The 12,758-nt window shown below is 31.8% G+C and carries 14 protein-coding genes; 5 read left to right on the forward strand and 9 right to left on the reverse strand.

Translation table 11 applies throughout. The annotated features are described in order from the left end of the window. Window positions 1-1,165 precede the first annotated feature (1,165 nt). From NQQ59_RS04220 to rpsF, 4 genes are all read right to left on the reverse strand, one after another. Window positions 1,166-1,639 carry a DUF6495 family protein gene (locus tag NQQ59_RS04220; protein ID WP_144213925.1) on the reverse strand — a complete coding sequence of 158 codons (474 nt, stop codon included), beginning with the start codon at window positions 1,637-1,639 and terminating at the stop codon, window positions 1,166-1,168. Between the two features lie 133 nt (window positions 1,640-1,772). Continuing rightward, window positions 1,773-2,213 carry a 50S ribosomal protein L9 gene (gene rplI / locus NQQ59_RS04225; RefSeq protein ID WP_144213927.1) on the reverse strand — a complete coding sequence of 147 codons (441 nt, stop codon included), beginning with the start codon at window positions 2,211-2,213 and terminating at the stop codon, window positions 1,773-1,775. A gap of 67 nt (window positions 2,214-2,280) precedes the next feature. Beyond that, entirely contained in the window at window positions 2,281-2,577 is a 297-nt protein-coding gene (gene rpsR, locus NQQ59_RS04230; RefSeq protein ID WP_002987043.1) for a 30S ribosomal protein S18, read from the reverse strand. Window positions 2,578-2,582: 5 nt separating this feature from the next. Further along, complete coding sequence (gene rpsF / locus NQQ59_RS04235; RefSeq protein ID WP_068842999.1) at window positions 2,583-2,924, reverse strand: 30S ribosomal protein S6; 342 nt, start codon at window positions 2,922-2,924, stop codon at window positions 2,583-2,585. A 177-nt stretch (window positions 2,925-3,101) separates the two neighbouring features. Between rpsF and NQQ59_RS04240 the strand changes: the two genes are divergently transcribed. After that, on the forward strand, window positions 3,102-3,800 hold the full coding sequence (locus NQQ59_RS04240) for a LytR/AlgR family response regulator transcription factor (protein ID WP_091497027.1): 699 nt from the start codon (window positions 3,102-3,104) through the stop codon (window positions 3,798-3,800). A gap of 7 nt (window positions 3,801-3,807) precedes the next feature. On the opposite strand, the gene priA is transcribed toward NQQ59_RS04240, so the two are convergent. From priA to nadC, 5 genes are all read right to left on the reverse strand, one after another. After that, window positions 3,808-6,258 carry a replication restart helicase PriA gene (priA, locus tag NQQ59_RS04245; protein WP_144213928.1) on the reverse strand — a complete coding sequence of 817 codons (2,451 nt, stop codon included), beginning with the start codon at window positions 6,256-6,258 and terminating at the stop codon, window positions 3,808-3,810. 23 nt (window positions 6,259-6,281) lie between these two features. Beyond that, entirely contained in the window at window positions 6,282-7,028 is a 747-nt protein-coding gene (gene bla-B1-FLAV / locus NQQ59_RS04250; RefSeq protein WP_144213930.1) for a subclass B1 metallo-beta-lactamase, read from the reverse strand. A 12-nt stretch (window positions 7,029-7,040) separates the two neighbouring features. Further along, window positions 7,041-7,469: a DUF2147 domain-containing protein gene (locus NQQ59_RS04255; RefSeq protein WP_144213932.1), complete on the reverse strand. Its 429-nt coding sequence runs from the start codon at window positions 7,467-7,469 to the stop codon at window positions 7,041-7,043. 1 nt (window position 7,470) lies between these two features. Continuing rightward, window positions 7,471-8,394 (reverse strand): YihY/virulence factor BrkB family protein, encoded by a 924-nt coding sequence (locus NQQ59_RS04260; protein WP_144213934.1) that lies wholly within the window; start codon window positions 8,392-8,394, stop codon window positions 7,471-7,473. A gap of 84 nt (window positions 8,395-8,478) precedes the next feature. Next, on the reverse strand, window positions 8,479-9,336 hold the full coding sequence (gene nadC, locus NQQ59_RS04265) for a carboxylating nicotinate-nucleotide diphosphorylase (RefSeq protein WP_144213936.1): 858 nt from the start codon (window positions 9,334-9,336) through the stop codon (window positions 8,479-8,481). 303 nt (window positions 9,337-9,639) lie between these two features. Here nadC and NQQ59_RS04270 point away from each other — a divergent pair, with 303 nt between their 5' ends. From NQQ59_RS04270 to NQQ59_RS04285, 4 genes are all read left to right on the forward strand, one after another. Continuing rightward, window positions 9,640-10,740 carry a DNA alkylation repair protein gene (locus tag NQQ59_RS04270; RefSeq protein ID WP_144213938.1) on the forward strand — a complete coding sequence of 367 codons (1,101 nt, stop codon included), beginning with the start codon at window positions 9,640-9,642 and terminating at the stop codon, window positions 10,738-10,740. A 323-nt stretch (window positions 10,741-11,063) separates the two neighbouring features. After that, the gene (locus NQQ59_RS04275; protein ID WP_144213940.1) at window positions 11,064-11,945 is read left to right on the forward strand and encodes a pirin family protein; all 882 of its coding nucleotides are present in this window, start codon (window positions 11,064-11,066) and stop codon (window positions 11,943-11,945) included. 2 nt (window positions 11,946-11,947) lie between these two features. Further along, the gene (locus tag NQQ59_RS04280) at window positions 11,948-12,343 is read left to right on the forward strand and encodes an OsmC family protein (protein WP_144213942.1); all 396 of its coding nucleotides are present in this window, start codon (window positions 11,948-11,950) and stop codon (window positions 12,341-12,343) included. Between the two features lie 6 nt (window positions 12,344-12,349). After that, window positions 12,350-12,634, forward strand: a complete 285-nt coding sequence (locus NQQ59_RS04285; RefSeq protein WP_144213944.1) for a GNAT family N-acetyltransferase — start codon at window positions 12,350-12,352, stop codon at window positions 12,632-12,634. The last annotated feature ends 124 nt before the right edge of the window (window positions 12,635-12,758 follow it).

Raw genomic sequence — 12,758 nt, forward strand, 5'->3', positions numbered from 1 at the left:
TGAGATCAAAAAAAGTAAAGTTTTTTTTCATAATTTGGAAGATTAGAAAATGGACAATAAAACACCTCTCGCAATAGGTGCAAGCACCTACGCAATTAAACAATCAATTAAAAATCAAATAGTTAAAACACAATTCAAAGACTTATGAATAAGCCTAAAAACTAAGTTTCAGAAAAAAATTATGTTGAATTCGGTATACCGAAATATACCTTAGAACAGATCTTATCTACGTGAGATAAAAAACGTTCCGTCTTTTGTAAGGAAAAATGATTGTAGTCATTTTTCTTCGAGGAGTGATTTGTAGCAGGTCTAATTTTCATAATGAAAATTTTTAGTTAAGTAGAATTGGGGAATTCTCTTTATATAATTTGATCCATCATCTAAAAGAAAGTTGATTACTCTTTCTTAAAAATTCTCAAGAATAATTCTTAAAATCTGGACTCATTTATATCAGCACAAATAATTTTGCTGATCTTCATAAATTCTCCGACCGGGATTTATAAAAAACAGAAAATTTAAAAATAAATATTTGGATAAAAAAACAACTTTAGAAATTGAATAACGATTATGCCCTCCATTAAGATGAAGTAAACTTAATAGAATAAGAAATAAAGCTAAAATAAAATAAACAACTAAAGTAAAATTGGTGAAGAAAGTAATTGTCAATTCCATACGCCAGATTTATTAGATTATAATTTTGTTTTGGGAAAAAGTACAAAGCAAAACTTTGTTTAACTTTTGTATTCTAAAATTAGAAAAAACAAAAAAACAAAACAAGCATAAAATTCTTATAATTTAGTTCAAAAACATAAAATAGATTTTTAACAACCCTTGAAAACATCAGAAAAAACGGCAGTTTTAACAAAATTGTATTATAAAAATTTTCTTAAATAAAAATTAAACAAAAAATGTTAAATATTAAAAAAGAAAGTAATAACTTACAATAAAGCAAATTTTATCGACAAAACTATCCGTAATTCAGACCAAATACATCAAAAATTAAATACTGCGTCAGAATTTGTGAAAAGATTAGAAAATTCAGAAAAAACACGTATAAACACCTAGAAAGAAATCACAATAAGATTAAACAAAAGTTAAAAACATAAAAAAAAGGCAAACAATTATATATCAACTGTTTGCCTTTGTAAAATGTATTTTTGTCTAATTACGACTCGATAATCGTATTAATTTGATTAAACAGCTGCCCATCGCTCAAAAAAGCTCCCTGTTTTATCAATTCGAAGATCGAAGAATTACGTTCATCTGTAAACACCTTCTTGCCTACTTTCATTTCAATATTATCTGTAAACATATTATCACTTAACCATTGAAGTCCTTCTTTACTTAAAAAATCAGTTTCAGGAGAAAGAGATTTTAAAACAATAGATTTTATGTAGGTATCAAAACATTGGAACAAAAAGATATGATTTTTAGAAAAATGTTCTAAATACTCTGCTCTCGACAATACCCCTTCCCAAATTAAATCTGAGAAAACATCCAGCTCTTGTTCTGCAACTTCTGGTTTATTTGCCTTAAGTTCTTCCCATTCTTTTCTATCAATGGTTTGCGTCGCCAAAAAGCTTGCAAATTCGGCATGTAATTCATCAAACTGCTCTTTTGTTAGTCTTGCGTATTTCATTTTATTTTAAGCTTTAAATCTAAGCCATTAAACGTAAGTAAAAACAGCTCAAATAATTTATATCATTAAAATTCATTAAACAAAAAAAATCCCGATTTACATCGGGATTTTTAATATTCTCTACTTCAAATTATTACTTTTCAGCAACAATTTCGTATGGTAATTCAACGATTACATCTCTGTGTAAACGAACTGTAGCATTGTATTTTCCTAAACGTTTTACAACACCGCTAGTGATGAATTTTCTATCGATAGCGTTACCAGATTTCTCTAAAGCTTCAGCGATATCGATGTTAGTGATAGAACCAAAAAGTTTCTCTCCACCAGCTTTTGCAGTAAGTTTAATTTCAAGAGATTTTAAAGTTTCAGCTAATGCTTTAGCATCAGCAACAACTTTAGCTTCTTTGTGTGCTCTTTGTTTTAGGTTTTCAGCTAAAACTTTTTTAGCAGAAGGAGTAGCTAAAGTAGCAAATCCTTGAGGAATTAAAAAGTTACGACCGTAACCAGGTTTTACAGATACTACATCATCTTTAAATCCTAGGTTTTGTACGTCTTGTTTTAAAATAAGTTCCATGTTGTTGTCCTTAAATTTTAGAAGTTAGGTTCTGTATAACAGAAACCAGCGACTAGAGTTTTTTTAATTATTTTAATAAATCGGCCACGTATGGCATTAAAGCTAAGTGACGAGCTCTTTTTACAGCTACAGAAACTTTTCTTTGGTATTTTAATGAAGTTCCAGTTAAACGACGAGGAAGAATTTTTCCTTGCTCGTTAACGAATTTCAATAAGAAATCAGCATCTTTATAATCGATGTATTTGATTCCTGATTTTTTGAAACGGCAATACTTTTTAGTTTTGTTAGTTTCAATGTTTAAAGGCGTTAAATATCTGATATCTCCGTCTTTTTTTCCTTTTGCAGATTGTTCGATTGTAGACATAATAATTACGCTTTAGTAGATTTTAATTTTGCTCTTCTTCTCTCAGCCCATGAAATAGCATGTTTATCTAAACTTACAGTTAAGAAACGCATAACTCTTTCATCACGTCTGAATTCAGTTTCAAAAGCTAAAAGAACTTCTCCAGCTACTTTGAATTCGAATAAATGGTAAAAACCACTTTTTTTGTTTTGGATTTCGTAAGCCATTTTTTTAAGACCCCAATCCTCTTTCGATACCATTTCAGCTCCTCTACTAGTAAGAAATTCTTCAAATTTCGTTACTGTTTCCTTCACCTGAACCTCAGATAAAACGGGATTTAAAATGAAAACAGTTTCATAATGATTCATAAATAAAAAATTTATTTGTTAAAATTGGGTGCAAAAGTAATCATAATATTTAAACTTACAACACTTTTTTTGTTTTATTCGTCATAATGCAAAAAATATGCGCTGATCTTAGTTTCTTTTCCAAAAAAACAATACATTTACTACTGCTATCCTGAATTTATTCTAAATTGAAATGTTATGAAACTAAATTGTGTTGTTGTAGATGATAGTTCTATACAAAGGACAATTATTGCCAAATTGGTTAATAATCACCCAGGCTTGCATTTAATTGGTGACTTTTCTAATGCAATTGAAGCAAAAAGTTGTATCTCTTTAAATAATATTGATTTAATATTTCTTGATATAGAAATGCCTGTAATTAATGGTTTTGACTTCCTTGACGGATTAAAATCGAAACCGCAAATTATTTTTATCACTTCTAAAGCCGAATACGCTTTAAAAGCTTTTGATTATGATGCCACTGATTATCTGCAAAAACCCATCGCAGTAGATCGTTTTAATGCTTCTGTAAAAAGAGCAATTGATATGCATTTACTGAAAAAAGATGTTAAAGAAGAAGAAGGTGAACACATCTTCATAAAAAGTAATTTGAAAAAACTTAAAATCTTCACTTCTAAAATAAAATGGATTGAAGCTTTCGGAGATTATGTTAGAGTCGTTACCGAAGATGACAGTAATCTGGTTCTTTCGACTATGAAATCTTTTGAAAATGATTTATCAAAAGACAAATTCATCCGCGTGCACAAATCGTACATTATTAATATAGATAAGGTAGAACGTTTTAATAGTAAATTTGCTGAAATTGGTATTACAAAAATACCTCTAAGCCGTAACAAAAAAGAAGATTTGGTAAAAGCACTTTCTACTCCTTCTTAATTTACGATTAATAAAAATCTACGTTTACTACAACTTTTATAGCTCTGTATTGAGCAACAGCTTCAAAACTATTCAGCATTTTCTGAATAGTTTTTTTTGTGTTTCCTAAATGCAGATTATGCGGAATCTTAATCAAGATAGTTCTAATATATTCATTTCGAATTCTACTTATTGCAGGCTCTTCAGGACCTAAAACAGGAATACCCAGATTTTGACTCAAAACCTGATACAACCACATTGAACCTTCTTTTAGCTTATCATATTCTTTATGCTTCAAAGTCAGTTTTATAATTCTAAAATAAGGAGGATACCTATATATTTGTCTGTCGTATAATTGCTCCTTATACATACCTATATAATTATGGTCTGTAACCTGCTGAATTGTATTATGATTTGGATTATACGTTTGAATAACAACTTTTCCTTGCTTTTCAGATCTTCCAGCTCTCCCTGCAACTTGTGTCATCATTTGAAAACTACGTTCAAAAGCTCTAAAATCGGGATGATGCAGCATATTATCTGCATTCATAATTCCGACCAAACTTACATTATCAAAATCCAAACCTTTGGCAAGCATCTGTGTTCCGACTAAAATATCAATTTCACGATTCTTAAAAGTGTCAATAATTTTTTCAAAGCCAAATTTACCTCGTGTAGTATCCTGATCCATTCTTCCAATTTTCGCTTTCGGAAAAATAGACGACAGTTCCTGTTCGATCTGCTCTGTACCGAATCCTTTTGTTGTTAAATCAATACTAGAACAGCTATGACAATTGGTAGGCTTTGCAATAGAATATCCGCAATAATGACAACGTAACTGATTTTTGTGTTTATGATACGTCAAACTCACATCACATTGTTGGCAATGCGGAACATGTCCGCAAGTCAAACATTCTATAACGGGAGAATATCCTCTTCTGTTTTGAAACAAAATCACTTGTTCTCCAACTGACAAAGCCTCTGCAATTTCTTCAATCAAAAGATCGCTGAAATGCCCCGTCATTCTTTTTCTGAAATACTTATCTTTTAGATCCACCAAAATGATTTCAGGAAGTCGAACATTTTTATAACGTTCCGAAAGTGTAACTAATCCATATTTATCATTTTTAGTATTAAAATAAGTTTCAATACTTGGAGTTGCAGACCCCAATAACACTTTTGCATTATGAAAATTAGCCAAAACTATTGCCGCATCTCTGGCATGATATCTTGGCGCAGGATCTGTTTGCTTAAAGGTTTGCTCGTGTTCTTCATCAACAACCAACAAACCCAAATCATTAAAAGGCAAAAACAAAGCCGACCTTGCTCCTATTACAATTTGTGCTTTTGGAGAGTTTTCGAGCGTTTGTTTCCAAACTTCTACTCTTTCATTATTACTATATTTAGAATGAAAAACAGCTACTTTATCTCCAAAGTGAAGTCGCAAACGAGAAACCAATTGTGTTGTAAGTGCAATTTCGGGAAGCAAATACAAAACCTGTTTTCCAGTTTGCAAATATTCTTCAATTAACTTTATATAAATCTCAGTTTTTCCGCTTGAAGTAACACCATGAAGCAGGCAAACTTCTTTCTCTTTCAAACTTTCCTTTATTTCTGTAAACGCTCTGTCTTGTGCTTCACTTAACTGTAATTCTTTTTCAGACTTTTCACCGTTAAACGAAACACGATCGTGTTGTATGTAATATTCTTCAAAAATTTCTTTTTCAATTAAAGCTTTTACAACTGCGGAAGTTGAACCAGACACCTCAACTAATTTTTTTACAGTAACAGGCTTTTTTTCTGATGCATTAACCTGAAAATATGCCATAACAATTTCTTTCTGCTTATTGGCATTTTTTAAAGTTTCGAGCAATTCTGCCAGACCATTATCCGATTCGTATTTCGAATGCAATTTCACATACCGAACCAACTTTGGTTTGTAAGTTTCTTTAATTTCTTCTTCCAGAAATATAATATCTTTTGCTATTAATTTCTGAAGAACAGGAAGTATGTTTTTTTTATTTAAAATCGAAGCGATTTCTTGAACCTTCAATGAACTCTGATGTTGTAAAGCCTCGTAAATCAGAAATTCATCATCTGAAAGCTCAGAATCATTTACCAAAACATCTGGTTTGTGAGAAACGACCGTTTCACTTTCCAACAATAATCCGCTCGGAAAAGCACCACGATACACATCACCAATACCACACATATAATAATTAGCTACCCAAAGCCAGTGCTTAATCTGTATTTCGGTTGCGATTGGTTTTTCATCTAAAATTTGATGTATTTCTTTAGCTTCGTATAATGTTGGCGCATTTTCATGCACATCTAACACAAGCGCTGTATATATTTTACTTTTACCGAAAGGTACAGCGACACGCATTCCTTTTTTTATAAAATGGAATTCTGCCTCAGAAACACGATAGGTAAAGGTTTTTGCTAAAGAAAGCGGTAAAATAACTTCGATAAAAAACATGTACTATATATATGAATGCAAAGTTACTTTTTTCCAGCAGATTTTTGAGCCAAATACTCATCAACCAATTTTGCAGTATGGTTTAAAGATTCAATATTAGTCCAGTCGTCATGTCCAGGAATAATATATTTTGGATTTTTAAATTTCGTTTTGACTCTACCAATAGATTGCTTCCATTGTTTTACATCAGAATCGCCCAAATAACCTAAATCCTGTGCATCTGCACTTTTTACAAAACAACCTCCGTAAAGCACTTTTTCTTTATTAAACCAAACTACAATATTATCAGGAGCATGTCCTTTTCCTGGATAATACGCTTCAAAAGTATGCTGTCCAACGGTAAAAGTCTTATCATTTGGAATTATGAACTCTGCTCTTGGTTCCTGATTTTTTTTCAGAATATCATCTGTTAATTTAATAGAATACGTTTTGATTCCTTTTTTCCTATAAAACTCAAATCCACCTGCACGATCTTCATGCGAATGTGTCGCAAAAAGCATCACAACTTCTTTATGATGTTTTGCTTTTATCGAATCCAACAAAGGCTGAAACTGTGTTTTATCCCAAGGCGCGTCAAACAACACAACACCTTTGTCTGTAACAAGATACAAAGCGTTTGCTGAAACTTTATTTCCTTTGTAATCACTAAAAGTCCTATAAACATAAAAGTCACCCGTAAGATGACTTATTTGTAATGGCGAATTCTTAGATTGTCCAAAGCTGTTTAAAATTGCAACTAAGAATAAAACTATCGAAGCTAATTTTCGCATTTATATTTTTAATTAATTTTTTACTCTAGTCCAGTATTGCGTTCTTCCCATTAAAGATAGTCCAATATATCCGCGAAGCTTTAATTTATCTGCAGATTCCAGAGTGATATAACATTTGTATTTTTTGCCAGTTGTAGGATCTAAAATTGTTCCTCCATTATATTCTGAACCATCTTTTTTAAGACCATTCATAATCACCATTCCTAAAATTGGCTTATTTTTATCAGCTCCGTCACATTTTACACAAACGTCTTTTTTATGACTATCACGAAGAATATCTACTACCTTACCGTAAACTTTTCCTGATTTCTCATAAATCTCTACGATTGATTTTGCTTCACCTGTTTCATCATCAATTGTTTTCCATTTTCCAATTACACTTTGGCTTTGCATGGTCAGGGCAAAGAAGAACACTCCGATAGTTAGCATCAAATTTTTCATATTATTTCTCTTTTTTTTGTTTTAATTTTCTGATAGAAGCATTCAATTCGAACCCTAAAAGCAGAATCATACAGTTTATCCAAATATAAAACATTAGAATTAATAATGTCCCAATAGAACCATAAAGTTCGTTATATTTTGAGAATTTTATAACCCAAATTCCAAAAAAGAACGAAGATATAACAATTAAAATGGTCGTAAAAACAGAACCAATGCTTATAAAAGACACTTTATTGTACTGTTTTGTACCATAACGCAATAATATTGAAGATGTTATCAAAATCATTAGAATCACAAACAAATATCTTCCTAAAATAATCAGCGGAATTCGATCACTCAACACATCTTGAATAATTGTTTTCTGAATAAAAACCTCAAAAACAACAATCGTTGCTACTGTGACAAACAATATCACCGTCATAACAAGCGAAATGGCTAAAGCAACCAAATATTGCCTAAAAAAACCTCGCTTATCAAAAACATGTTTTGACGATTCAAAACCACTTAAAATTCCGTTAATACCGTTTGCCATCAAAAAAATGGAAAGCAAAAATCCAGATGATAAAAGCCCTGAGTGACTATTATTTAAAATATCACTTATAATTTTACTGATCGCATCAAAAGTATTGGGTGGAACGCTCTGCTGCACAAACTGCAAAAAATCTTCCTGAAAATTCTCTATCGGAATAAACGGAATTAAGTTTAGAATAAATAACGCAAAAGGAAATAATGCCATAAAAAAGCTAAAAGAAACCGCACTAGCATGATACGAAAAAGCACCTTCAAGAATTCCTAAAGTGTACATTTCAAGCAGATCATACAGCGAAAATCCCTCTAACCAAGGAAGCTTTATTTTTTTTAAAAGTCGGGCTAAATTGCGTATAACGGGCAATTTCTCAATCCGAGCTTCTATCTCTTGCGACATATCTTTTGATTTTAGATTTATTGAGTGTAGATTTTAGATTGATTCAACCCAACTCATAACTTATAACTCAAAACTCTCAACTCCTTAAAAAGCTTTCAGACTCAAATCCATATTATATACAGAATGTGTTAAAGCGCCTGAAGAAATATAATTTACACCACAAAGAGCATACTCACGAACTGTTTTTTCACTGATATTTCCAGAAGATTCGGTCTGGCATTTTGAACCAATTAGAGCAACGGCCGTTTTGGTATCTTCATAATTAAAGTTGTCAATCAGAATTCTATGAACACCATCACTCAACAAAATTTCTCTAATTTCATCCAGATTACGAGCTTCAACAATGATTTTCAAATCCAGATTATTTTCTTTTAAATATTCTTTGGTTTTCTTAATCGCAAGTGTAATACCTCCGGCAAAATCAATATGATTATCTTTCAGCATAATCATATCATACAAAGCATAACGGTGATTTTCTCCTCCTCCTATTTTTACAGCCCATTTTTCAGCAGCTCTAAAATTTGGAGTTGTTTTTCGTGTATCTAAAATCTTTGCCTGTGTACCTTGCAAAAGTTCCATTAAATGATTTGTTTTTGTAGCAATTGCAGACATTCTCTGCATCGTATTTAAAACAACTCTCTCTGCTTTTAAGATAGATTGCGAGCTTCCTGAAACTTCAAAAACAACTTCGCCGTATTCTACATGCGTTCCGTCTTCAATAAAAGTTTTTACTTTTAATTTAGAATCTACATGCTCAAATATCATTTTGGCCAATTCAACACCAGCAATTATTCCTTGATCTTTTACCAATAATTTAGCCTGACCATGTGCTGTATCAGGAATACAAGCCAAAGAACTGTAATCGCCTGAACCAACATCTTCTCTGATGGCATTCGTAATTAAAAGTTTTAATTCTGCTTGAAATTGAGCTTCGCTTATCATTTTTATGTTTTTATAATAATGCTAAATTAGGATATATTTTATGGAATTAAAAGTTTCCCGAACATGAAAAGTTTTTCAAAACATTAAAATTTTCTTTTTTAACCATTAAGAGATTAAGAAAATTAAGTTCGGTTTCTTAATGTTACTTTTCAGCTTTAATCAAACAATGAATTTTAAATATTTCATTTTAAGCAAGCGCTTGATTAAGAAAAATTAAGCGCAAAATCTAAATAAACTTAATGTCTTAATGATAGAAAATTCAAAGAACATTAAATATCTTTGAGGTTCAATCAAGCAAAATTTATGGGATTAATTAAAGATATTTACTCGGTTTCTTTTTACGAAAAATTTGGTCAGGCTGTCGCCGAAGTTCATCCTTCATTCAACAAACAAAAATTCATTGAAGCGATTTACGAAGGTGATTTTGCGCAGAAAGAATGGAAAGATAGAATGAAACACACCACAGTTGTTCTGCATCAATTTATGCCTCAAAATTTCGTTGAAGCCACTTCTTTAATTGATAAAATCATCGAAAACTTAAAGAAAAACAGTTTTACAGATGGCAATCTAGCCTTTATTTTCTTTGCCGATTATATCGAAATCTATGGTTTAGATGATTTTGAAACTTCTGTAAAAGCTTTTGTTTCTATAACGCAATTTATTAGTTGTGAGTTTGCTGTTCGCCCTTTCATTTTAAAATATAAAGAGAAAATGATCGACGAAATGATCAAATGGTCTTTACACGAAAATCATCATGTTCGAAGATTGGCAAGTGAAGGTTCTAGACCAAGATTACCTTGGGCAATGGCGATTCCGTTTCTTAAAAAAGACCCTACTTCTATTCTTCCGATTTTAGACAATTTAAAAAACGATCCTTCAGAATATGTTCGAAGAAGTGTTGCCAATAATTTGAATGATATTGTAAAAGATAATCCGGAAATCGTACTTGAAATTGCTTCAAAATGGAAAGGACAAACCAAAGAAACAGACGGAATTATCAAACACGGTTGTCGAACTCTACTAAAACAAGGACATCCTGAAATTTTATCTCATTATGGTTTAGAAAGTACTAATATTGAACTTTCTTCTTTCGAAATCAAAACGCCGACAGTTAAAATTGGAGACTATCTGCAGTTTCATTTTCATTTGAATAATAAAAACGAAGAGCCAAAAACGATTCGTTTAGAATATGCTGTTCATTATAAAAAAGCAAAAGGACATTTGGCGAAAAAAGTCTTCAAAATCAGTGAGAAAATATATCATCCAAATCAATTAACGAAGATTGAACGAAATCAGTCTTTTAAATTGATTACAACGCGTGTTTTTCATACTGGAATTCATCAATTGTCGATTATAATTAATGGAACTGAGAGTGAGGTTTTAGAGTTTGAATTGGTTGATTAATATCAATCATTACAGTTTTCAAAATACTCCAGCGGAGTATAATATTTATAGAAAAAACAATAACACATACGATTAAAGCTCCAGCGGAGCGACATATTTATTTCACCTCGCTGGGGCTTTGTATTGGATGACATCAAATTTTTCTATAAATATTTCGTCCCGCTGGGACTTTCAAACTTAAATTTAATCAACGTTTAAAACTTTACTAAACGATTTTACTTATTTTTATAACACAAAAAAATCCAAAAAACATTTCTTAATCTAAATTAAGTTACAGACAAGCACCAACACTGTAATTTTGTTTTCAAATCAAATAACACCACATGTCAAATATCAGTTTAATTATCGAAGAACGTGCTGCCAATATTGGCAATTTTATGGTAGGGCGATTATTGCCTTTCCGTGAAAAAAGAGCCGTTGGACCATTTGTTTTTATCGATCATATGGGACCTGCGCATTTAAGTGACCATGAAAATATGGATGTTCCTCCGCACCCGCATATCGGACTTTCAACACTTACTTTTTTGTTTGAAGGAAGCATCATGCACCGCGATAGTTTAGGAACAGAATTGGAAATAAAACCAGGCGCCGTAAACTGGATGACGGCCGGAAAAGGAATTGTTCACTCTGAAAGAACCCCTGAATATTTAAGACATTCAGACAAAATGCTTCATGGATTGCAGATTTGGGTGGCACTTCCTAAAGAATTAGAACAAATGGACCCGAATTTCACACACGTAGAAGCAGATGATATACCGGCTTGGGAAGAAGATGGCGTTTCATACAAACTGATTGCCGGTGAAGCTTTTGGTAAAAAATCTCCGGTTCCTGTTTATAGTCCGCTTTACTTTGTTGAGATTAAAAGTAAAGAAGCGAAAAAAATTAATATTGGGCACCATTTATTCGGCGAAAGCGGTCTATATATTTTAGAAGGAAGTATCAAAAACGGCGAACATTCTTACGATCCGAGACAAATTTTGATTACTACCGAAAGTTCACTTTGTGAATTTGAAATTGCTGCAAATTCAACAGTTTATATTTTTGGAGGACAACCTTTTCCTGAAGAACATTTCATCTTTTGGAACTTTGTTTCATCTGATAAAGAATTAATCGAAAAAGCAAAACAAGATTGGACAGCACAAACTTTCCCAAAAGTACCAGGAGAAACCGAGTTTGTACCATTACCAGAACCAAGAATCAGATAATTATGGATACAGTTAAAGCAACAATCGATACCAGAAAATATCGTACAGAAATAACCTCTAAAAGTGGTAACATCCTTATTTCGGATGAACCACAGGAAATAGGCGGCAAAAATTTAGGATTTAGTCCGTTTGAACTTCTCGCTTCATCTTTAGCTTCATGTACTTTAATTACATTACGAATGTATATTGACCGCAAAGCTTGGGACGTCTCAGAACTTAGTATTTGGGTAGATTTTGAAAAAAATGAAGAACACACCGTTTCTTTATTTTCAACAAAAATTCTAATTACAGGAAATGTTGACGCAACACAAAAAGAACGTATTTTGAAAATTGCCCACAGTTGTCCAGTTCATAAAACACTTAAAAACACAATTAAAATCGAAACTTCATTAGTATAAATAATTATGGAAATTCAACAAACAAACGATACAAGAAGAGGCTCTTTTGATGCCATCGAAGATGGAAAAGAAGCTGGAAAAATGACTTATACTTGGGCAGGAGATTCAAAATTCATTATTGACCATACAGAAGTTAGTCCAGATTTTAATGGAAAAGGCGTTGGTAAAAAACTGGTTTTAGCTGCAGTAGATTATGCCAGAACTAATAATGTAAAAATTATTCCGCTTTGTCCTTTCGCGAAAAGTGTTTTTGATAAAGTTGAAGAAATTCGTGATGTACTTTTTTCTTAAGGGACAAAGGTTCAAAGTTACAAAGCGACAAAGGTTTATTGTAGAGACGCACTTCTGTGCGTCTTTTTTATTTAATTTTCTATTACTCATTTATTCTAAACTTTGTTCCTTTGTAACTTTGTAA

This window comes from Flavobacterium panacis, from assembly GCF_024649945.1.
GTDB classification, from domain to species: domain Bacteria; phylum Bacteroidota; class Bacteroidia; order Flavobacteriales; family Flavobacteriaceae; genus Flavobacterium; species Flavobacterium panacis.